Here is a 23541-nt window from a genome sequence, read left to right on the forward strand (position 1 = left end):
TTTTATCTGATTTCATAACAGATTTATATAGAACTTTTTAAGCTCTGATATAAATACTTACTTTGCATAAAAATAACGTGTCTTTATCTATGAATCTTGACCCAGATATAAAACCATCTGAACGATTATTCAAGAAGTTTCCTTTTACTCCAACCCCCGGACAAGCCAGACTATTTGAATTGATGGATGAGTTTATTCTCAATGAAGAAAAATTCAGAGATGTATTTCTTCTAAAAGGTTATGCGGGTACAGGTAAAACTACTTTTATAAACACTTTAATTAAGGTTTTGAGAGAGTTTGGCTATAAATCGGTATTAATGGCTCCTACCGGTAGGGCTGCAAAGGTGATGTCGGGCTATGCTAAAAAGAACGCTTTTACGATTCATAAAAAGATTTATCGGCAGGTTGAAAACAGTTATACGGGTGCACTGGTATTTGAACGCATGAAAAACAACAGTGAAGGAACTGTATATATTGTAGATGAAGCCTCGATGATTTCGGACGAAAGAGATTTCGGAACTAACAGCCTTTTACACGATTTGCTTGATTATGTTTTTGAACAGGATACCAACAAATTGCTCCTAATTGGAGACGAAGCCCAGTTACCACCCGTAAAAATGACTGTTAGCCCTGCCCTTAACGCCGAACACCTTAAAAACCGATATCATACTGATTTAACAGAACATTGCCTGACAGAAGTAATGAGGCAAGAAGAACAGTCAGGAATTTTGAGTAATGCCACCTCTTTACGCAACCTGCTTGAAGCCGAGAACCCTGTAATTCAGCTAGTTACAAGCAAATTCAAGGATTTTTACAAAATGGGTGGTGAGCGTCTGGAAGATGGCCTTCGCTACGCGTATGATAAGTATGGGCGTGAGAATACAACCATTATTACACGCTCAAATAAAACAGCAGTTCAGTATAACCGTTATATCAGAAACACCATTAATTATTCAGAAAGTGAAATCGAAAATGGTGATATGCTTATGGTTGTACGAAATAACTATACCGTATTGCAGGACGACTCCAAAGCGGGTTTTATTGCTAACGGCGATTTTGTAGAGGTAATTAAACTACGCAAAGAAGAAGAAATGCACGGTTTCAGGTTTGTTAATGCTACCCTAAAACTGGTTGATTATCCCGATGAACCCGAATTTGACTCAAAACTAATATTAAACACGCTTTATTCAAATGCACCCACGCTAACGCCCGAAGAAAATAAAGCCTTGTATGACAGCGTTTTGAAGGATTATTTTTGGGTTAAATCAAAAAAAGAACGGCAGGAGATGCTGAAAGCAGACCCCTATCTGAACGCTTTACAAGTAAAATTTGCTTATGCACTTACTTGCCATAAATCGCAGGGGGGGCAATGGGATGCCGTTTTTGTTGACCAAGGCTACTTGCCTGACGAACAGATAGACAAAGATTTTATCCGATGGCTTTACACAGCTATTACTCGTGGCGTGAAAGAAGTGTTTCTGGTTAATTTTAATAAAGATTTTTTTGCCTGATAGATTTTTGTAATATGTCGAAAAGCCATAAAAAACTAAATAACTATATCACCAAGAAAGCCTTTACGTCGCCGGGCACTTTGGTGTACGTTGGAAAAGAAGTGGTGGAAAGCACCAAAATTACCCTTGTTGAATTTAACGAAGAGACCTATCAGGAGCGGCCAATTAAGCATTTGAATGAATGCAGACCAGCATTTACCGACAAGCACGTTACTTGGCTCGACGTTGATGGTATTCATGATGTATCTGTGGTGGCGGCTATCGGCAAGCAATATAACCTGCATCCACTTTTAATGGAAGATGTGCTCAATACAGGGCAAAAACCCAAGCTCGAACATTTTGGCGAAAATCATCTTTTTACAGTATTAAAGATGTTACAGTTTAACCCAGAACTTAACCAGATTGAAGCAGAACATGTATCGTTGGTACTGGGGCAAAACTATGTAATAACTTTTCAGGAAATACATAAATCGGATGTGTTTGCGCCTATTTTTGCTCGTCTTAAGGCATCGATAGGCAAAACACGTAAAGGCAGAGCCGACTACCTTTATTACTCTTTCTGCGACCTGATAGTCGATAATTATTTTATTGTGCTTGAAAAACTAGGCGAAAAACTGGAAGACTTAGAAATAAAAATTATTGAAGAACCTAACTCGAGTGACCAGAATCTGCTGTATCGTTTCAAACGGGAACTAATGACTGTCAGAAAAGCTACATTGCCCCTGCGAGATATGTTTGGCACGCTTGTCAGAGAAGAATCGCCGCTTATCCAGCCCAATACCAACATTTATCTGAGAGATGTTTACGACCATATTATTCAGATACTCGACACAATTGAGACCTACCGTGAAATGATTGAAAATATTCAGAACATTTACCTTACCAGCCTGAGTAACAAGATGAACTCGGTCATGAAAACGCTTACCGTATTCACGGCTATTTTTATGCCTTTATCTTTTATTGCAGGTATTTATGGCATGAATTTCGACAATATGCCCGAATTGCATCACCATTACGGGTATTTTTATACACTTGGTGCCATGATAGCCGTAACATTTGTACTCTGGATATATTTCAAATGGAAAAAGTATGTTTAATGCAGGGCAATACAAGCAGTTAATAACTTCTCCCTTTCCAAACCAGTTTGGTAGGTAAAAAATAACTTACCAATTGCAAAAACCAGAATACATACATGTATAGGGTATATACAGGAATATATTTAAAAAGCCTTAACAGATGTAGTTTTTTCAGAATCTTATAGCCTGCTATGAGGTTTACCAACATAATTAAACCCATTAGCAATACAGGTACCTGCCATACAAAAAAACCTGTTATGATGAGTAAAGGTAGAGCAAAGCCCTGAATTAAAGCCGGAATAATAAGCCCTGACCCTGTTGAAAGCCCTCCGGCTACCCACCTTTTCCGTTGCTCAAAGTAATTGGGAGGGGGCTTGGTAACAGTCATGACCGACGGCTCAAAACCTTGTTTAAAATTGTAGCCTTTGTCAATAATAGCCTTATACAGGGCATAATCTTCAACTATCGAGAATCCGATTTGCTCGTATCCGCCAACGGCCTGATACGCCTCTGCTAATACCAGCATATTATTCCCCATACCTGTTGAGGGCATACGGTAATCGGCCATGATTTTCATCAATTTGAGCGCAAACAGCCATTCCAACGCCTGACAAGCCTCAAACCAGTTAGCACTTTTTACAAGTGTAATACCCGTAACAACCCCTGTTTTTTGGGCATTTCCTGTTGAGTCGGCCAATGCTATCATTTGTTCAACCCAATTTGTGGGTACTTCCACATCTGCGTCAGTAAAAAGCAGGTATTCTCCTATGGCATGGTGTGCCAATTGAGCCAACACATTGGCCTTGCCCCGCAGGTTACCAATATTACCATCAATATTTAATAACCGATAAGATGCGCTCTCGTGCTTGCCTTGCGTAGCAATAAAATGCCTGATAATGTCTGGTGTTTGGTCTGTTGAAGCATCATTGCCGAAAAGAACCTGCGTACGTTCTTTCGGATAAGACAATCGAGCTAACGACTTCAGCAGGTCAGGCAAATTATTTTCTTCATTGCGGGCAGCAATAAGAATGCTAACTATCGGTAATTCCATAGACTTAATCTTTAAGACTAGCCGCTATTTTCTTGAAATCGCCTAACAAACTCTTAAAATCTGAAGTGAGCGACCAACATAATACCTGATAATAATAGTCTTTGGTTTCAACGTAAGTAACCAGATACGTAATTTTTACATCTGCACTACCTTCTTCTTTAAGTGTAACGCTTAACTGGCTTTGATAAAACTTGTTGCCATTTATAGTAAACTCCGTCTGACCCGACTCCGTCGGCATATTTTCTTCAGCAGATAATTGCTTGATGTTTTCATCATGAAATTCTTTTAACGAGCCAAACTTTATTCCTTTCATTTCCAGTTCTTCTTTGGTATCGTCAATCACCACCAGATAGGCGTTTTTGGCAGCATTATGATACTGCATACTAGCAACATCGTTTAAGGTAAAAGTTTTTGCCATGTAATTAGGCACAGAAAGCGTGTAGATATGCCCTGCTTTTTGTTCAGTAAAACTAGTTTGACCCAAACTAACTTGTATAACCGATATAAACGCTATTAATACCAGTAATCCTTTTGTTTTTTTCATAATAAGTTGTTTTTAATAATAAAATAGATAACAATGTTTGCTCAAAAGTATTTAAAATGTCTGAAAATCAAATCCTTTTTCGGAAAAGTGTTCCAGAAATCTGGGTAGTGCATAACTCATATTTTTGTTGGCCTTGATGCTATCATGAAAGAGTACTATTGAACCACCTTCGGTATACTTTATAGTTTTACTTAACACGGTTTCGGGGGTTAGGCTGGCATCATAGTCGGCAGTTAGTACATCCCACATTACAATGTCATATTCAGGCAATAAACTTCTTGCCTGACTGCGTTTAATGCGTCCATGAGGGGGCCTGAATAATTTCTTTTTTTGAGGGGTTGTTTTAATGACTTTACTGATGGCCATTTCGCATTGTTTTACGTTTTGCAAATACGTAGCATCTTCGGTGTTCCACCCTCTTAAATGGTTAAAAGTATGGTTGCCAATTGCATGACCTTCCTGCACGACTTTCGCAAAAATATCAGGGTGTTTGCCGATATTATCGCCAATACAAAAAAAGGTAGCTTTAGCCTTGAATTGCCCGAGGGTGTCTAAAACAAATTCTGTAATTTCAGGAATAGGGCCATCGTCAAAAGTAAGATAAATGTGCTTATCAGTGTCGGGTTTTCGCCAGACAAAATCAGGGTATAAAGCCCGCATCAGAAAATTTGTCTTATGCAGTATCATGAATTATTTTTTCTACAAAAGTCTTAAATTTTATTCTAATTACTTAATGAATTTATCTAAATTGCAAGCAATAGCATAAATAACCATGTTACTTCTGCTTATTTATTATTCGTATTTCGTTGTCGCTTTCAATTATGAATAAAATTCTACACATATTCCTTTTGTCAGTTATCTTTTCGATGGCTCATGCACAAAACCAAACGCTCAGTAATCGTATTGCCAATTATGTAATTGATGTTTCTTTAGATACCGATAAAAAGACTTTACTAGGTCAGGAAACATTGGTCTGGAAGAATACCTCAACCGATAAAATCACAGAACTGCAATTTCATTTATACCTGAACGCTTTTCGTGACAAAAACTCAACTTTTATGAAGGAATCGGGCGGGAAGCTGCGCAGCGATGTCATAGATACTTCAAAAACAACCAATTTTGGCGGCATCGACGTGCTGTCTATGCAAGTGCGGAATGGGGAAAACCTCACACAAAAAATTAGGTTTATTCAACCCGATGACCTGAACGATAAAGATAAAACAGTTATTACAGTTCCTTTACAAACACCTTTATTACCCGACCAGACTATTACGCTAGATATTCGTTTTAAAGCCAAACTTCCTCAGATTTTTGCTCGCACAGGCTTTGCAGATAATTATTTTCTGATAGGCCAATGGTTCCCTAAAATCGGTGTGTATGAACCTGCCGGAATGCGCTACGCTACCAGAGGGCAATGGAATTGCCATCAGTTTCATGCAAATACCGAGTTTTATGCCGATTTCGGCACTTACAAAGTGCGCATGACCATACCAAAGGATTATCAGTTAGCTGCCACGGGCGTTTTTCAGAACGAACGAGCCAATCAGAATAATACAAAAACAATTACGTATTTGGCCGAAGATGTACATGATTTTGCTTGGACAACCTCGCCCAGATTCATAATTCAGGAACGGCAATGGAAACACGTCAAGATAAAAGCCGTAATGCAGCCCGAACATACTGGCTCAACAGACAGGTATTTTCAGGCGGCTATCAATGCTTTAGAATATTTTGATAAACATCTGGGTAAGTATCCGCATAAGGTTTTAACCCTAGTTGACCCACCTCAGAATGGCTCAGGCTCTGGAGGGATGGAGTACCCAACCTTTATTACCTGTGGAACCAAATGGGGACTACCTGATGGATTAAGACTTCCAGAAATTGTAACTGTACATGAATTCGGGCATCAGTATTTTCAGGGGATGCTGGCCAGTAATGAGTTTGAAGAATCATTTTTAGATGAAGGCTTTAATCAATACTATGAAGGCCGCATCATGGACGAAAAATATGCGCCGGGGTCATCGGTTAATTTCTTAGGATTTACCATTAATGACTCTGAAACCTCGCGCCTGAGTTATGTAAGAATGAAACAACCGGGTATTACGCAGGTTTTCAGAAATGCGTGGCAGTATCCGGTTGGCACATATAGCATAATGACTTACACCAAAACTGCTACGTGGCTCCGAACGCTCGATAATATCATTGGCAGAAATACGATGGATGAAATTTTACAAACTTATTTTATCAGATGGCGGTTTAAGCACCCTTCTGTTCGTGACTTCATCAATATCGTTAATGAGATAGTACCCAAACGCTTGGGTGAGAATCTGGGCAGTAACATGAACTGGTATTTTGAACAGGTACTATATAAAGCTCCAGTATGCGACTACGCACTGAAAAACATAGTAAATACCGAAAAGAATGGCATAGTTAAGGCAGAACTGACGGTTGAGCAACTGGGAGACATGAAATTACCGACTGAAATTCTGATAAATTTTAGTGATGGCTCATCTGAATTAATTGCATGGGACGGGCAAACGAAGTCGAAAGTTTATACCTTCGATAAAGCTGTGGCATCGGCCAAGATTGACCCTCAGAACAAAATTCAGTTAGACCTGAATTTTAATAATAACAGTAAATCTGTTGACCCTTCTACATTGGTATTCAAGAAATATGCCCTCAAAATCATGTTTCTACTCCAGAATTTTATGCAGTGGGTGGCTTCGATTGCCTGATACCAAGAGTAATTATTAATTTCAAAAGTATGTCGAATATAAGCCTTATTATTGAGGAAAGACCACACGATATTGGCAATTTTATGGTAGGCAGGCTGCTGCCTTTCAGGGGTAAAAGAATGGTAGGCCCTTTTATTTTTATTGATCACATGGGGCCAGCTTGCATGAGCGAATACGAAAATATTGATATTCCACCACACCCACATATTGGCTTGTCGACCTTGACTTACCTTTTTGAAGGCAGTATTATGCACCGCGACAGCCTAGGCATTGCAATGGAAATAAAACCAGGGCAAGTAAACTGGATGACCGCCGGTAAAGGCATTGTGCATTCTGAACGAACGCCAGAATACTTACGTAGTTCTGACAAAATGCTGCATGGTTTACAAATATGGGTAGCTCTACCCAAAGCCCTCGAAAACATGGAGCCTAGTTTTTACCATGCCAACGAAACAGAAATACCTGAATGGGAAAACGAAGGGGTATCGTATAAACTCATTGCCGGAACTGCCTTCGGGAGGCAATCGCCAGTACCCGTTTATAGCCCTCTGTTTCTATTAGAACTCAAAACTACGGCTCAACAAAAAATTAAAATAGGCCATGAGCTTTTCGGCGAAGTTGGTATTTATATTCTGGAAGGAAGCCTTGAAAATGAGGGTATCATCTATGAACCGAAACGTATATTAGTAGCCAAAGAAAACGAACTGTGCGAGTTTATCCTGAACCAAAATACTACTATTTACATATTTGGCGGTGAGCCTTTTCCTGAAGAGCGATTTATCTACTGGAATTTTGTGGCCAGCAATAAAGATACTATTGAACAGGCAAAAGAAAACTGGAAAGCTCAGACGTTTCCGAAAATTGACGGAGAGACAACATTTGTACCATTACCTAGTTAATTTTAAATGAAAAATCTAAAAGTTTCAACGGCACAGTTTGAAAATAAAAGCGGTGACAAAAGCTATAATCTTTCAGTTATCGATAATCTGGCCGAAAAGGCTGCAAAGGCGGGTTCGCACGTAATTGCATTTCATGAGTGTTCTATTACAGGTTATACTTTTGCCCGCCATCTTTCAAAAGAACAAATGCTTGCATTGGCAGAAGAAATTCCTGATGGGGAAAGCGTCCGGCAATTAACCTCTATTGCGCAAAAACATGACATAGTAGTTCTGGCAGGTCTTTTTGAAAAAGATAAAGCCAACAATCTATTTAAAGCCTATATATGTGTTGATAAAAACGGATTAGTTGCTAAATATCGTAAATTACATCCTTTTATTAATCCTTATCTTACTCCGGGTGACCAATATTGCATTTTTGAAATACATGGCTGGAAATGCGGCATTCTGATTTGTTATGATAATAATATAATTGAAAACGTAAGAGCAACCACCTTGTTAGGGGCCGATATTATTTTTATGCCTCATGTAACCATGTGTACGCCATCTACCAGACCGGGGGCAGGCTTTGTTGATTCGCAGTTATGGGTAAATCGTGAAGCAGACCCAACATCGCTCCGCTTGGAATTTGATGGCATGAAGGGACGCGACTGGCTAATGAAATGGCTCCCTGCACGTGCTTATGACAATGCCATATATGCAGTTTTTTCAAATCCTATTGGCATGGACGACGACCAACTGAAAAATGGTTGTTCGATGATTATAGACCCTTTCGGCGATGTAATTGCAGAATGCCGCACACTGGGTGACGACTTTGTAATGGCTACGCTTACACCTGAAAAACTTACCCAAGCAGGCGGGTACAGATATAAAAAAGCCAGACGACCCGACCTATACCGCAATATAATCGGGCAAGAACATACACCCGAACAAAAGGTGGTATGGTTAAATAAATCTAATTAAAGAATTTTTTTTGCAACTTCGACAGGTTGAATTGATAACCAAACCATTATACATTCAACCTGTTTATTATAAAAATATAATAGTTGCTATTTATGGGAGCTTATGCTTCTAAAAGGGCCAGAAACTCAGTTTCTGAAATCATTTTTACGTTGAGTTTTTTGGCCTTTTCAATTTTTGAAGACCCTGGTTTATCTCCTACAATCAGAAAATCTAATTTACCTGAAACACCACTTACTACTTTTCCGCCGTTTGCCTCTATTTTTTGTTCTAATGCTTCGCGTTCAAAGTTTTCAAAAGTACCAGTATAAAGAAAAGTCTTACCAGTAAGTTTATCTCCTTCTATTTCTTTTACTTCGTTTAGTGCAGCCATTTGCAGGCCGGCCGCGCGTAGTCGCTCAATAAACTGTTGGTTATCTTCATTCTGGAAATATTCTAATACGCTTAATGCTATTTTATCGCCGATTTCCGGCGCACTTCGTAGTTCTTCATACGTTGCATTTTTAATAGCATCAATATTTTTGAAGAAACTAGCCAGTTTTTCGGCTACTGTTGCCCCCACATAACGTATACCTATGGCAAAAAGAACCTGCTTAAATGGCATCTGTTTTGATTTTTCGATACCATCTAAAATATTCTGCACGGTTTTTTCTTTAAAACCTATTTTCTTAACCTTTCCGCCCTCTTCAATTACCTTTTCCAATCCAAATAGCTTTTCGTAGGTTAAATCATATAAGTCGGCGGCATCGTTTACCAGTCCTTTTTCGTAAAGAAGTTCAACTTTCCCCTCACCCAGACTATCAATATTCATAGCCTTCCGATGGATAAAATGCTCAATCTTACCTCTTATTTGTGGTGGACACCCTTTCTCATTAGGGCAATAGTGGTTTGCTTCACCTTCTTTTCTGTACAATTCGGCACCACATTCAGGGCAAGTAGTTGGATATTCTATTTTCTGCGTATTGAAAAGATTCCTTCTTGAGAGGTCGACACCCGTAATTTTCGGAATAATTTCGCCTCCTTTTTCCACAAAAACAGTATCGCCAATTCTTAAATCCAGTCTTTCTATTTCATTAGCATTGTGCAAAGAGGCACGTTTAACTGTTGTTCCTGAAAGATGAATACCTTTATTATTTAGCTTTTCGTTATCAAGCTCAGCCACAGGCGTAATGGCCCCTGTTCGGCCTACCTGATAGGTAACACCGCGCAGAATAGCCGGTTTCGACTCTGCCTTGTATTTATATGCAATTGCCCAGCGCGGACTTTTAGCCGTATAGCCCAGTTCTTCCCGCTGTGCAAAAGAGTTAAGTTTAATCACGATACCGTCAGTAGCCAAGGGGAGCGAATAACGTTCTTCTTCCCATTCTTTAATATAAGCCATTACTTCGCTTATATTACTGCATTTGCGCCAAGTTTCCGACACCTTGAAACCCAGCTTTTTTAAAGCAATGAGGCTTTCTTCGTGTGTGGTAAAAATTTCTTCATCGGCCAGAAACTGATAAATATATGCGTCGAGGCCTCTTCTTGCTACTTCTTTTGAATCCTGAAGTTTAAAAGTGCCAGAAGCTGCATTTCTGGGGTTTGCATAACTTTCTTCGCCTGCTTCTTCGGCTTCTTTATTCATCTTTTCGAAAGACGTATAAGGCAAGAAACCTTCGCCTCGCACCTCGAATAAAGCTGGTAATGAAATACCATCTTTGGGAGTTACTTTTAAAGGTAAACTTCTGAGTGTTTTTACATTGGTAGTAATGTCGTCGCCACGCACGCCGTCCCCTCTGGTTACTCCCCTCACGAAAATCCCGTTTTCATAAGTCATTGAAAGCGAGATACCATCAAACTTTTGTTCGCAAACATACTCATAACTTTCACCATTGAGGCCCTTTCTTACACGTTCATCAAAATCGATGAGTTCTTGCTCGTTATATGTATTTGCCAACGAGAGCATCGGGTAGCGATGTTGTACACTAGCAAAATTTTTGGTGATACCCCCTCCTACTCTATGCGTAGGTGAATCGGGTAGTTTTAAATCAGGATATTCAGCTTCTAGTGCTTCAAGTTCTTTGAGCAGCATATCAAATTCCTGATCTGATATTTCCGAAACACTATCGATATAATAGCGTTCATTATAATAATTAAGTTTTTCTGTTAATTCAACAATTCTGTCGGCCGGGTTCATTCGTCAGGTAGTTATATGGTATTTTTCTTACTTAGATAATAAGTTCAAATTTAGGATAAATATCAGCAAATATGTGGTAATAATGAAAGTTTTTTACTTTGACGTAACGGAGTAGAAACGAAATAAGCCCCCCTTCTTTTATTGTTTGAAGAGAGGCTTATTCATATCAAAAATCTTGTTTTTTATACACTCATAATATCTTTTTCTTTCTCGACCAAGAGTTGTTCGGCTTTCTGGATGTAGCTATCGGTGAGTTTTTGTACTCTTTCTTCTGCTTTTTTAACTTCGTCTTCCGAAGCTCCATCTTTCTGGAGTTTCTTTAGCTCTTCGTTTCCTTCCTGACGTACTTTACGGATATTGACACGAGCTACTTCGATTTCGGTTTTTACTCGTTTTACCAAATCACGGCGGCGTTCTTCCGTCAGAGGCGGAATATTCAGGCGAATTACCTCACCGTCATTAGCCGGAGAAAGCCCTATGTTTGAATTAATAATGGCGCGTTCAACATCGTTGATTAATTTACGCTCGAAAGGTTTGATGGCTATGGTACGGGCATCAGGTGTACTAACCGACGACACCTGATTCAGAGGCGTTGGCACTCCGTAGTATTCAACCATTATTCCATCAAGCATTGTTGCACTGGCACGGCCTGCTCTTATTTTTGAAAGTTCAATTTGTGTATGTTTCAGAGCACGCTCCATCGTGTCTTTCGCCATATCAATTACAAGATCTATCTCTTCCATTGTTTAATATATTTTCAATATTTACTCCTTATAAGTTTTAAAGTCAGAAATTATTTATTTGTATAAACGCAACTATTAAAAACAAATTATAAGTCACCCACTAAAGTACCAATATCCTGCCCTGTTACTACTTTCATGAGGTTACCTTCCTGATTCATGTCGAACACAACAATTGGCATTTTGTTTTCTTTACAAAGAGCAAAAGCTGTGAGGTCCATTACTTTGAGGTTTTTGTTAATGGCTTCATCGTAGCTAATTTGTTTATAGCGTGTAGCGGAAGGGTCTTTGCGTGGGTCTGAGGTATAAACACCATCAACGCTTGTTCCTTTCAGTAATACATCTACCCCTAGCTCGTTGGCTCTTAATGCACCGCCCGAATCTGTCGAAAAATACGGGTTTCCGGTACCTGCTCCGAGTATAACCACTCTACCTTTTTCGAGATGGCGGATAGCTCTACGGCGGATAAATGGTTCGGCTACCTGTTCCATTTTTATGGCCGACATCAGGCGTGTAAACATACCTAGTTTTTCTAAGGCACTCTGAATAGCCATACCGTTAATAACGGTGGCAATCATGCCCATGTAGTCGCCTTGCTCACGGTCAATGCCAGAGTTACTGCTGGCTCCACGAAAAATATTACCGCCTCCAATCACGATAGCTACCTGACAACCTGCATCAACCACAGATTTTATTTCCAGTGCATATTGAGAGAGGATATCTGAATTAATAATTTGGCTTTTATCTCCACCATTCAAGGCTTCGCCGCTAAGTTTTAAGAGAATTCTTTTGTATTTCAGTTGGCTCATAGTTTATGATTTGGCTGTAAAATTAAATATTTGTCGGTATGAATCAAAAAAATACCCTCTTTGTTGAAAGAGGGTATTCAATAAATATTATTCAAACTCCATAATTATATGGTTCTTTTCAACGGTTTCGCCAGCCTTTACCTTAATATTTTTTACTTTGCCGTCGCCGGTTGCCTTTATTGCGTTTTCCATTTTCATGGCTACCAATATTAATAAAATATCGCCTTTTTTCACTTCATCGCCTACATTTACCTTCAGTTCATAAATAAGCCCCGGCATAGGTGCTTTTAAATCGTTTAACTTAGCCGTATTACCTGCACTGATACCCATTTTTTCGAGTAAGAGGTCAGTTCGGTCTTTCAGATTAACAGTATGAATATTTCCATTAATTTTGAGCCTGAAAACCTTTTCGTTATAGTTGGCTTCTACCAGTTCTACATTGTACGACTTACTGTTTTTCAGAACATGGTAGTCTTTTTCTGAAATTTTTTGCAGGTCCCAGTCAAAAGGTTCATTGTTCAGAAGAATCTGACCTTTTTCTTCTGAAACTTCAACTGTTTCGGTATCGTTTATGATGGCTTTTAGCATATAATCAGGGTTTATTTTTTATTAATCAAATATACACCTACTAAGATAATACTCATACCGAAATAATGTAACAAAGAAATTGGTTCTCCGTCCAGAAAACCCATCATTGTTGAAACCACAGGAATCAGATATGTAACCGAAGAAGCAAAAACCGGAGAGGCAATTTGCAAAATATAATTGAAAATAATGGTAGCAATACCCGAATTAACTACTCCTAACAGAATTATCAGCCCCAAGGCAGGTAGGGTTTCATGGTTAATTCTTGCTACAAAATCGGTCGAAAAAAGAATTATGCCAGCCAGCACACCTACTCCGCCGAGTGTCCAGGCACTTAAAAGTACGGGATTTATAGAACTCAGGTACTTACCTGTAATATTTACGTTGAAGCCATACATTAATGTGGCAATAATTACCAGTAAGGCATACGGGTTATTGAACGATAACCCATCTTTACTAGCCGACAGAATTAACGTAAGGCTACCCACAAAACCTAACACTAGCCCAATTGCCTGCCAGCGTTTTATTATTTGCTGAAAAAAGATGGTTCCGACAATTAATACAAAAAGTGGAGTGGTAGAATTAAGCGTACCTACCAACGAACTGTTAACTCTTGTACCTGCCAAAGCAAACAAAAAAGCAGGCAGAAAATACCCCAGTAAACCTGCCAAAGCAAAGTATTTGGTTTTTTCTTTAGGGAATTCGCTGCGATATTTAATAAGCCAAGGCAAAAATACTAAGCCTGCCGACATTATTCTTAAGGCTCCTATCTGAACGGGGGTAAAAGCTGCCAAACTCTTTTTTACAATCAGAAATGACGACCCCCACATAGTAGCTAACAGGCAAAGTAACAGCCAAGCTACAATGGCTTTATTGGTGGTGCTAGTGGTGTTTGCTGTATTCACGTGATTGGTGTTAGTCTACGCCTGCGTATTCAACCTTTATTATTTGTTTTTCGAGCACATACCCCTCAAAGATAACCGGAATTTCGTTGAGAATATCCATAATTTCCTGTTGGTCGAGCGATTGAACCAGCCTCATTCGATGTTCCTTGAAATTAGGCAATCCCTTGAAATAATTACTGTAATGGCGGCGCATTTCGAGAATACCCAGCCGCTCGCCTTTCCATTTCATCGAGAAAGTCAGGTGTTTTCGGGCAGCTTCTACTCTTTGCTCAATGCTTGGTGCAGCCAGTTTTTCGCCGGTTTTAAAATAATGTTTGATTTCATTAAAAATCCATGGGTATCCAATAGCCGCGCGACCAATCATGATGCCATCAACGCCAAAGCGGTTTCTATACTCAAGGGCTTTTTCTGGAGAATCGATGTCACCATTTCCAAAAATTGGTATTTTTATACGCGGGTTTTCTTTAATTTTGGCAATGAGCGTCCAGTCAGCTTCACCTTTATACATCTGAGCTCTGGTGCGTCCGTGCACAGTTAAAGCCTGAATGCCAACATCTTGCAAGCGTTCTGCTACCTCCTCTACATTTTTTGTTTCATCGTTCCAGCCGAGACGCGTTTTTACCGTTACAGGCAAATGCGTTGCCTTAACAACAGCGGCCGTCATCTCAGTCATCTTAGGAATATCCTGCAAAAGTGCGGCACCTGCCCCGCGGCAAGCTACGTTTTTTACAGGGCAACCGTAATTAATATCAATCAGGTCGGGCTGTGCATTGGTAGCTATTTTGGCACATTCGCCCATAGTTTCTACGTCGCTACCAAATAATTGTATACCTATGGGGCGTTCATACTCAAATATATCAAGTTTCTGAACACTTTTGGCGGCATGCCGAATTAATCCTTCCGACGAAATAAATTCGGTGTACATTAAATCGGCTCCGTTTTCTTTACAAACTAGCCTGAACGGAGGGTCGCTGACATCTTCCATAGGTGCCAGTAAAAGCGGAAATTCTCCGAGCGATATGTTACCTATTTTAACCAAAATCGAAATTGAATTAGTGAATTCACAAATTAGTGAATATTTTTACTGCAAAATTAAGCAAAATATGCTATAATAAAATTAACAGTAATTATGGAAAATAATTCCCCGATGTTCTTTAAAAGCAACGAAAACGCGGCTGCCCCTTCACTTCTGATTCTTTTAGGCTTGTTTTGTATTAATTTTATCTTTCTTGGTGGCCTTATTCAGATAGGCACCATGCTATTGGGCGGGGCTTCTCTGCAAAAAATACTAACTACTGGCGGTGATTTCAGCCAGATACCTAATGCTTGGGTTAGCACAATTTTAGGGCAAGGGCTTGGCTCGTTAGTAGGCTTTGTGGGTACGGCTTGGTTATTTTGGAGAGTTATTGAGAAAAAACCATGGAGCGACCTTAATTTTAAATCAATACCAAGCATCAGGGTATTTTTGATGGCTATTCTTATTGAGCTTACTTTTATGGGCTTTAATGGTTGGCTTCAGGAACTGAACCAGAACATAGTTTTTCCGGAGGCACTTAAAGGGCTTGAAAAAACGCTGAAAGAAATGGAATCAACTTTCGAAAAAGCTACTCAGTTTTTTGCCACTTTTACTTCTTTCTGGAAATTTCTGCTGGCATTTCTGGTTATTGCTGTTATTGCGGGCATTGGCGAAGAACTGGTTTTCAGAGGCTTACTGATGCGTAAAATATACTTGGGCACTAAAAATATTCATGTGGCTATATGGCTCACAGGATTCATTTTCGCAATTATTCATTTCCAGTTCTATGGCATATTACCACGTATGATGCTGGGTGTTTTATTCGGGTATTTTTATTATTGGTCGGGCAACTTATGGGTGCCTATTGTAGCGCATATTTTTAATAATGGGATGATAATTACGCTCATGTATTTGCACAATATTCATGTAATTAAGACCGACCTCGAAAACATGGATAGCCTCCCTACTTCTATTATCTTTTTTTCATTAATAGCAACCATTGGTCTGTTATTCTTGTTTAGAAACTATCTGGACAAACAATCGACTGACTTTGAGATAAAGCAAAATGGAGAAGGAAAATAAATTTATAATGTGGTTTAAAAGACTCGGATGGGCGGGCTTTTTGTTCTTCCTGATTAAAGGGTTACTATGGCTTATTATACCTTATCTTATTGCCAAGGGTATTATAAGTAAATAAAACTTTATCAGGATGCCGTATAAAACGGAATATCTTCACAAATTTGAAAAGATGAATTATTATTTTGCTTACGGCCTTACTATTGCTTCTGAAATAGATTTTCCTGAATTAGTTCCGATTACTTTGGCTGATACCCCTGACGTAAAAGTAACAATTGGGAGAGTTCCTGATAACCTTTATGAAAACACTGATAATGAGCCATTAAACCTTTACCTGAGCCCTACTGAATATCTGCTGCAAGTTAATGGCACAGCCTCTTATTATGCCAAAGAAGGCAACGAAGTAATAATTGAGCCTTATGCAAACGCCTGCGAGAAGAGTATCAGGCTATTTTTTTTATCTAATGCCATGGCGGCCATACTGTATCAGCGGAAGCAGATTCCTTTACATGGCTCGGCAATATATAATCATAATGGCGTAGTATTATTTCTGGGCGACTCAGGAGCCGGCAAATCGACCACTGTTGCCACCCTCGAAACCAAAGGTTATCGTATTTTCTCGGATGATGTCTGTGTGCCATTCGTAAAGGGTAACCACATCGAAATTCATGCGGCTTATCCGATGATGAAACTATGGAAAGACACCTTTCATAAAATTGACATCGGCAATTACCATGACGACGCTAGAATAAGACCCGATATTGAGAAATACAGTAAATTTTTTAATGAGTCTTTCAGCACTGCCCCTCGGCGTGTAAATAAGATTTTTATTCTTGAAAAAAGTTTATCAGATAACCCGCTCCAGATAAAAACTCTGAAAGGAATTGAGGCTTTTAAGCATTTACAGAACTATGCTTATCGTTTGAGCTATATCGACGCTATGGATGTTAAGGTAGCTTATTTTGAAATGCTTAATGCTATTTTACACCATGTTCCTATTATTCATATTAGCAGGCCCGCCAATCAGAATACCATTCATGAGCTGGTTCAGTTAATAGAAACGTATATGGATGCCCTGCCTGTGTCGAAATAAAAAATATTTTCAATAAAGCCTTTCTTTCGTAATAACTTTGGCACTAATATGGCATTAGCAATGCCAACGTATATGCTTACAGATTAAATTTTAAATCTACTATTGTTTATTTAAATAATAACCTGTAACATCATGTCTTAGAAATCTTTTATTAACCTATAAACACCATCTCATTTGAAAAATTCTGTTTCTTCTCCGACAAAAATCAAGAAAGCATGGCAAACGCCTAAAATCGAGATTATTAAAATTGAATCAAAATCAGCTATTGGCTTAGCCTTGAATTTAGCTTCATAGGGTTCTGTCCTTTAATGATAATCATAATTTTGTACTAACTTAATTTATTATTTAAGATTATGGACAAGACTCGTCACTCCTCAGAAAAAAATACAAAAAAATTATGGCGGACACCTTCTTTCGAGATAATTGAAATAAAATCTAGAACTGTAAGTAATACGACAAAAGACGTTCGTTATCTGGAGTTTCTTGGAACTTGAGATAAAAATTTTAAACTTAACACTATTTAAGCTGCTATTTATCTAATTTTAGACCGAAATTAGATAAATAGCAGTTTTTGTATTAGAAGATCCACTATAAAAACACATTCATTGTTTTAATATGTTTTCAACTGAATTTCAGATATTGATAGAGTGCTGTAAGATAAGATTACTACAAGCCCCCGAAAAAAAACTTATCCAGTTACTTAGCAATAACCAGATAAACTGGGTCAGGCTTCAGCAAATGGCAGCATTTCACACTATCAGACCTGTGGTTTATGATGCTTTAAAAACGCTTGACTCTTCCATAATAGATGCTGATTCTTTGGCTCAATTAAGTAATTTTGTCAAAATCAGGTCGGTACATACTATATTTTTATCGCAGGAACTCAGGCGTATAGAAGACCTATTCAGTAAAAACAACATTAACGCAATAGCTTTTAAAGGCGTAACATGGAATAACCTGTTTTACAAGAGGTCGTTCAGGGAAGGAGCTGATATTGACTTTCTGATTGAAAAGAAAGATGTCTTCCGCGCTTTTCATTTGCTTATTGAAGACGGGTATTTAGTAAAAACAGATGATGCACACGAGTATCAGCCCCCAGAACTAATAAAAGCATTGTATGAATTTGGTCAGATTGAAGTAACGCTCTCCAAGAAAAATATTTATAATGCCACAATTGCTTTAGATTTTCATTGGGATTTACTTATTCAGGCTCAGAATTACCATTTTAGTGTAGACGAATTATTTGCCAACCATTTGAACAAATATGAGAAACTCCTGCTCATTATTATTATTCATAATGGCAAACGGGAAGCATGGACAAAACTTAAGTATATTTGTGACCTGCTGCTTTTTGTACACTTGTATGGCCAAGAAATTGACTGGGATGCTTTCATTGCCAAAACAGAAAAATATAATCTTAAGAAGTGCCTGTTAATGGGCTTGTCGTTGGTTAATATTTTTCTGCCTGTCAAGGATACCATTCATTTCTCTACCCCGCTTGAAGCACCACCCGAACTGAATATTAAATTTTGGGAAAAAGCCAGTTACTACGAGTTTAACGTACCTGCCCGTATTAGCTTCGTGAGGCTTATTTTCAAATATCATGAAAGCATTTCAGAATCATTTTATTACTGTATAAATTATATCAGGTATTTGTCGTATCCTAACCCCCGTGAAAAAAGATTATTTACGTTTCCTAAGGAGCGTACTTTGCTGAATCTTGGAAGTAAAGTGCTCTCATATTTCTATTTTAATTCATTCATAAAAAAATAGCTTCCATACATCCTCAATTTTTACCGCTAGTTTAATAAAAAATACGCATTAGCCTAATTTGCTTTTCTGATGTTTGAAAGGTATTTATCTTCGTGAAATACTAAATCCACCAGTTTGCTCAACCATTCAATCACAGATTCATAATGAAACTTATTCTTTTAATATTTGAGAGTTTTCGCTTTGCTATGCAGGCTTTGCGGGCAAACTTACTTCGTACGGTGTTATCGTTACTTGGAGTAACAGTGGGTATTTTTTCAATTATTGGTGTTTTTACGCTTGTTGATTCTCTTGAGTCTAACATCAAAAACAGCCTCAATACTATTGGTACAAACGTTATTTACGTGCAAAAATGGCCCTGGCTTTTCACTAACGGAGATTACCCGTGGTGGAAATATTTTATGCGCCCTGAACCCAAATATGATGAGTTCAAGTACTTGAAAGATAATCTTGAAAATGCGCAGGCAGGTGCCATGATGGACTTTGCAGGTGACGTAACCTGCCGCAAAAACAATAACAGCATTAATGCCTTGTGCCAAGGTATTACCTACGAATTTAACGAAATAACTGAGGTTCCGATTGTAAACGGGCGTTACTTTGCACCACAGGAAATTGAATCAGGCAAAAATATTGCAGTATTGGGAGCTGATATTGCCGAAGCCTTATTTCCTGACTCGGACCCAATAGGACAAACTTTTAAAATGAAAGGCCATAATATTACTGTAATTGGTGTTCAGGAAAAGAAAGGCAAGCCAATAGCCGATTTTGGAGGTGCACCCGACGAGAAAGTAATTATTCCTTTTATGGCACATAAGAGAATTTTCTCGTCAGGAGAATTAACCGGTGATATTGTCTTCAAAGGCTATGAACAAGATGAAGGTCTTTTTGAACTTGAAGGAGAAATAACGGGGCTAATGCGTACTAAACGAGGATTGAAGCCTTCGCAGGAAGATAACTTTGCCATAAACCGGCCCGAAGCTGCCGCTGCCGCTCTTGGACAATTATTTGGTACGCTTCGTAAAAGTGGGGTATTTATAGGTCTTTTCTCTTTGTTAATTGGGGGGTTTGGTATAGCTAATATCATGTTTGTGTCGGTAAAAGAGCGTATCAATGTCATAGGTATCCAGAAATCTTTAGGTGCTAAAAATTTCTTTATATTGTTCCAGTTTTTATTTGAGTCGGTTTTCTTATGTATTATTGGTGGCTTATTTGGTATCCTGTTAGTTTATCTGCTCAGTTTCTTGCCAATAGGTTCGCTTGATATTGTGTTAAGTACAGGAAACATTATTTCAGGGCTGGCAATTGCTAGTAGCATTGGTATTATTTCGGGTATTATTCCGGCATGGCAGGCAGCCCGTCTGGACCCCGTAATTGCTATCAGAAGTAAATAAATATAGTTTTGTTTGAATCAGCCATTGTACAATTAGTAATTTTGTTGCTCGAAAATTACTAAAATTGTACAATGGCTTTTATTTTAAGTATTGAAACCTCAACTAAAGGTTGCTCGACGGCTATCCATCAGGATGATAAATTAGTGGCTCTGAACGAATTATTTCATGAGAAATCTTCCTCTGGTATGCTAACTACCCTTGTGCAACAGGTTATAAAAGCTGCCGGGCTGGCATTTAACGATATTGATGCCATTGCTGTGGCAAAAGGGCCAGGGTCTTATACAGGTTTACGTATTGGGGTTTCAACAGCAAAAGGGCTTTGTTTTACACTCGAAAAACCCCTCATCGCGATTAATACACTTGAGGCTCTGGCATGGCAAGTAAATAGTTATCAATCAGTTATTTCGGAGGCTTCACTTTTATGCCCCATGCTTGATGCCCGACGCATGGAAGTATATTGCGCCATGTATCAGACGGGCGTTTTGCAACAGGTAGTGCCTACACAAGCGAAAATTATTGATGAAGCTGCTTTTGCCAATGAACTGAAAGAGCAAAAAATTATATTCTTTGGCGATGGTGCCGATAAATGCCGTACGGTACTGGGGAATCAGCCCAATGCTTTTTTTCTGAAAGAACCCGTTTACCCGTCAGCAAAAGCCATTGGCGCATTGGCTTATGGCTCTTTACAGGCAGAAAACTTTGAAAACGTAGCTGAATTTGAACCTTACTATCTGAAAGAGTTCATGACAACTACACCTAAACAAACACGCTTGTAAATTATAACAATGCAGCTATTAAAAAAGACCGAAGATTAATCTTCGGTCTTTTTTAATAGCTGGTATTTTATTTTCCTCCTTTCAGTATGGCCTGATACCTCGGTATATCTTTAAACAATTTCAAAGCCTCTTGCACTTCTTTGTCACGCTCGAACGAGACAAACTTCATAGCCTTCTGGTAATAATAACGGCTCAGAATTTCGGCCTCCAGTTGTTCTTTAATTTCTGCTTTGTGCTTGATTAAATCCTGTTGTTTGCTCTGATTAATCTTTTCACGAAGCGATTTAAGCCCTTCCTGTACAGCATCCAGATTATTTTCTTTTTTAGCCGATGCCTCAAGGTTATCCAGATTCTTTTCCATAGCAGTAGTATAAGTAAAGTTTCTGGCTTTCAACCAATTCATAAAATCCTGATAGTCAGTATCTTTCAATGAAAACTTCTCTTGTGGCTTATCGTTTGTATGCTCAAAATAATATTTAGTTGCGTAGTCGAAAATAGCATTCTTTGCTAATAGATTCGATGTTACAGAAGCCATTGCAACCATTTCTGTTTTCACATCGGGGTCAACGCCACCTCCATCATAAACGGTGCGTCCGTTTTTTGTTTTAAAAGCAGTTTTTAAAGAATCTGGCACCCTTCCTACGCTACCGTCGGAGTTTCTATGGCTATAATCAAGTGCTTGTATACATCTGCCACTCGGAATATAATATTTAGCCGTAGTAATTTTCATTTTGGTGTTGTAAGTCAAATCTCTGGTAGTTTGCACCAGTCCTTTTCCGAACGAACGTTGCCCTAAAATTACGGCGCGGTCATAGTCTTGCAGGGTACCGCTCACAATTTCAGAAGCCGAGGCACTTTGGCTATTAATTAAAACAATAATAGGAATTTCGGTATCCATCGGATTCTCCATCGACGTAAACTTCTTATTCCAGTCGGCAACTTTGCCTCTTGTTTCTACAATAAGCTGGTCTTTAGGCAGAAAAACATTACATATTTCAACAGCCATATTTAACAAGCCACCGGGGTTTCCTCTCAGGTCAAAAATCAGTTTTTTCATCCCTTGTGATTTCAGGTCGCTAAAAGCCGACTTTACTTCTTTTGCAGCAGTAGCTGTAAAGTCATTCAGTTGAATATAGCCTACTTCTTCATTAACCATACCTGAATGTGGTACGTTAAGGGTTTTTACGATGTCACGCCCTACGGTTAAGTCAAGAGGTGAATTTTGCCCGTAACGTTTTACCGAAATTTTAACGGTTGTTCCTGTTTGCCCTTTGAGTAAACGGCCCATGTCGACACCTTTGCGTGACACCACATCTACGCCATCGACCTTCAGTATTTCATCACCGATTTTCATACCGGCTTTATCGGCAGGTGACCCTTCATAAATCATCACCACGAGGTGTTTATCTCCCTGATGCGAAACAGTAGCCCCAATACCGTTATATTTTCCGGTTGTCATGGTCATGTAATCTTCGATGTCATCTTCGGGGTAAAAATTAGTATAAGGGTCAAGTTGTTTCAACATGGCTTCAATACTTAACCGCATAGCCTTATTGGGGTTAATTTCGTCTACATAATATGCGTTCAGTTCCTTGAACATGGTAGCGAAAATATCCAGATTTTTAGCTATTTCGAAATAGCGGTCATCGTATTTAAAGGCTATAAACGGAACAGCCATCAATATGAGAATGATAATAGAAAACTTACGAATACGTTTCATTGCTTTTATAAAATTGTTATCACATTTGGCACTCAGGTAAAGTGCCTTACAAAACTAACGCAAAAACTTCACCAAAAGGTATTAATCCCTGATAAAAAGCTTCAATCAGGGTGTTGGCTTACCATAGGTTTTTGCTGTAAAACTAAGTTTCTTTTTAGGGGAGGTCTGTCTTTTTACGATATACAGGTTATCGAAGTCGGTCTCCTCTAGGTCTTTGGTGAGTGTATCTTTTTCATACAAGCCATTGGCAATATGCCTTATAGTATTGCTATGCCCGACAATCAGGATGTTTTTTCCTTCAATTTTTTTGAGGTCTTCAATAAAAGGTTTCTGATTGCGAGGGTCATATTTCTGAATGGTAACGTTCAGGGCATCAGCCAGAGGCTTGGCTGTGTTTGTGGTTCGCTGGTAATTGGTACTGTAAACTTGTGTAATTTTCTTGTCTGCCAGCAGTTTCTTTAGTGTTTCGGCTCTTTGCTGCCCTTCGATACTTAAAGCGGGGTCGGCCGACCCATCGACCTTTTCGCCATGGCGTACGATATAATAAGTAGACTGAACCGAACGGCTACAAGCACTAAAAACAAGCATCAGTACTAAAATATAGCAATAGTTTTTCATAAAATATTTAATGATTCAACTGGTGATTTTAAAAGTAATTCTGAGATAAAAATATAAATTATTCTGTATTTATACTACCTAATATTGATTGGC

At 38.7% G+C, this 23541-nt stretch carries 21 protein-coding genes; 10 read left to right on the forward strand and 11 right to left on the reverse strand.

The genetic code is table 11. The features are described 5' to 3' along the window. Positions 1-89: 89 nt before the first annotated feature. Together WAA15_RS09100 and corA are read left to right on the forward strand one after the other, a co-directional pair. Positions 90-1511, forward strand: coding sequence for an ATP-dependent DNA helicase (locus WAA15_RS09100; protein WP_337042418.1), 1422 nt, complete (start codon positions 90-92; stop codon positions 1509-1511). A gap of 14 nt (positions 1512-1525) precedes the next feature. After that, positions 1526-2608 (forward strand): magnesium/cobalt transporter CorA, encoded by a 1083-nt coding sequence (corA, locus tag WAA15_RS09105; protein ID WP_337042419.1) that lies wholly within the window; start codon positions 1526-1528, stop codon positions 2606-2608. Between the two features lie 19 nt (positions 2609-2627). Here corA and WAA15_RS09110 read toward each other — a convergent pair whose 3' ends face one another. The 3 genes from WAA15_RS09110 to WAA15_RS09120 are packed head-to-tail and all read right to left on the reverse strand — an operon-like array spanning position 2628 to position 4869. Further along, positions 2628-3638 (reverse strand): glycosyltransferase, encoded by a 1011-nt coding sequence (locus WAA15_RS09110; protein ID WP_337042420.1) that lies wholly within the window; start codon positions 3636-3638, stop codon positions 2628-2630. Positions 3639-3642: 4 nt separating this feature from the next. Further along, complete coding sequence (locus tag WAA15_RS09115) at positions 3643-4182, reverse strand: hypothetical protein (RefSeq protein ID WP_337042421.1); 540 nt, start codon at positions 4180-4182, stop codon at positions 3643-3645. A 51-nt stretch (positions 4183-4233) separates the two neighbouring features. Then, the gene (locus WAA15_RS09120) at positions 4234-4869 is read right to left on the reverse strand and encodes a polysaccharide deacetylase family protein (protein WP_337042422.1); all 636 of its coding nucleotides are present in this window, start codon (positions 4867-4869) and stop codon (positions 4234-4236) included. A 134-nt stretch (positions 4870-5003) separates the two neighbouring features. Here WAA15_RS09120 and WAA15_RS09125 point away from each other — a divergent pair, with 134 nt between their 5' ends. The 3 genes from WAA15_RS09125 to WAA15_RS09135 are packed head-to-tail and all read left to right on the forward strand — an operon-like array spanning position 5004 to position 8776. Continuing rightward, complete coding sequence (locus WAA15_RS09125) at positions 5004-6917, forward strand: M1 family metallopeptidase (protein ID WP_337042423.1); 1914 nt, start codon at positions 5004-5006, stop codon at positions 6915-6917. A 29-nt stretch (positions 6918-6946) separates the two neighbouring features. Continuing rightward, on the forward strand, positions 6947-7816 hold the full coding sequence (locus tag WAA15_RS09130; RefSeq protein WP_337042424.1) for a pirin family protein: 870 nt from the start codon (positions 6947-6949) through the stop codon (positions 7814-7816). Between the two features lie 6 nt (positions 7817-7822). Then, positions 7823-8776, forward strand: a complete 954-nt coding sequence (locus WAA15_RS09135) for a nitrilase family protein (RefSeq protein WP_337042425.1) — start codon at positions 7823-7825, stop codon at positions 8774-8776. Positions 8777-8876: 100 nt separating this feature from the next. Here WAA15_RS09135 and ligA read toward each other — a convergent pair whose 3' ends face one another. The 6 genes from ligA to dusB form a co-directional block, all read right to left on the reverse strand. Continuing rightward, positions 8877-10949, reverse strand: coding sequence for an NAD-dependent DNA ligase LigA (gene ligA, locus WAA15_RS09140; RefSeq protein ID WP_337042426.1), 2073 nt, complete (start codon positions 10947-10949; stop codon positions 8877-8879). A gap of 182 nt (positions 10950-11131) precedes the next feature. Next, entirely contained in the window at positions 11132-11692 is a 561-nt protein-coding gene (gene frr / locus WAA15_RS09145; protein ID WP_337042427.1) for a ribosome recycling factor, read from the reverse strand. A gap of 86 nt (positions 11693-11778) precedes the next feature. Next, positions 11779-12498 (reverse strand): UMP kinase, encoded by a 720-nt coding sequence (gene pyrH / locus WAA15_RS09150; RefSeq protein WP_337042428.1) that lies wholly within the window; start codon positions 12496-12498, stop codon positions 11779-11781. An 87-nt stretch (positions 12499-12585) separates the two neighbouring features. After that, on the reverse strand, positions 12586-13086 hold the full coding sequence (locus WAA15_RS09155; RefSeq protein WP_337042429.1) for an acetyl-CoA carboxylase biotin carboxyl carrier protein subunit: 501 nt from the start codon (positions 13084-13086) through the stop codon (positions 12586-12588). Between the two features lie 11 nt (positions 13087-13097). Next, positions 13098-13988 (reverse strand): DMT family transporter, encoded by an 891-nt coding sequence (locus tag WAA15_RS09160; RefSeq protein ID WP_337042430.1) that lies wholly within the window; start codon positions 13986-13988, stop codon positions 13098-13100. Positions 13989-13998: 10 nt separating this feature from the next. After that, a complete protein-coding gene (gene dusB / locus WAA15_RS09165) occupies positions 13999-15027 on the reverse strand; it encodes a tRNA dihydrouridine synthase DusB (RefSeq protein ID WP_337042431.1) in 1029 nt (342 codons plus the stop codon). A 90-nt stretch (positions 15028-15117) separates the two neighbouring features. Between dusB and WAA15_RS09170 the strand changes: the two genes are divergently transcribed. The 5 genes from WAA15_RS09170 to tsaB all read left to right on the forward strand — a co-directional run bounded on the left by WAA15_RS09170 (position 15118) and on the right by tsaB (position 21110). Beyond that, entirely contained in the window at positions 15118-16086 is a 969-nt protein-coding gene (locus tag WAA15_RS09170; RefSeq protein WP_337042432.1) for a CPBP family intramembrane glutamic endopeptidase, read from the forward strand. A 166-nt stretch (positions 16087-16252) separates the two neighbouring features. Further along, on the forward strand, positions 16253-17173 hold the full coding sequence (locus tag WAA15_RS09175; RefSeq protein ID WP_337042433.1) for a hypothetical protein: 921 nt from the start codon (positions 16253-16255) through the stop codon (positions 17171-17173). A 615-nt stretch (positions 17174-17788) separates the two neighbouring features. After that, positions 17789-18946, forward strand: a complete 1158-nt coding sequence (locus WAA15_RS09180; protein WP_337042434.1) for a nucleotidyltransferase family protein — start codon at positions 17789-17791, stop codon at positions 18944-18946. A 143-nt stretch (positions 18947-19089) separates the two neighbouring features. After that, a complete protein-coding gene (locus WAA15_RS09185) occupies positions 19090-20334 on the forward strand; it encodes an ABC transporter permease (protein ID WP_337042435.1) in 1245 nt (414 codons plus the stop codon). Between the two features lie 71 nt (positions 20335-20405). Continuing rightward, complete coding sequence (tsaB, locus tag WAA15_RS09190) at positions 20406-21110, forward strand: tRNA (adenosine(37)-N6)-threonylcarbamoyltransferase complex dimerization subunit type 1 TsaB (RefSeq protein ID WP_337042436.1); 705 nt, start codon at positions 20406-20408, stop codon at positions 21108-21110. Positions 21111-21177: 67 nt separating this feature from the next. On the opposite strand, the gene WAA15_RS09195 is transcribed toward tsaB, so the two are convergent. Next, on the reverse strand, positions 21178-22830 hold the full coding sequence (locus WAA15_RS09195; protein ID WP_337042437.1) for a S41 family peptidase: 1653 nt from the start codon (positions 22828-22830) through the stop codon (positions 21178-21180). 105 nt (positions 22831-22935) lie between these two features. Then, complete coding sequence (locus tag WAA15_RS09200) at positions 22936-23448, reverse strand: phosphoglycerate mutase family protein (protein ID WP_337042438.1); 513 nt, start codon at positions 23446-23448, stop codon at positions 22936-22938. Positions 23449-23541 lie beyond the last annotated feature (93 nt).

Origin of the sequence: Emticicia sp. 17c, assembly GCF_037153985.1 — a bacterium.
GTDB lineage: Bacteria > Bacteroidota > Bacteroidia > Cytophagales > Spirosomataceae > Emticicia.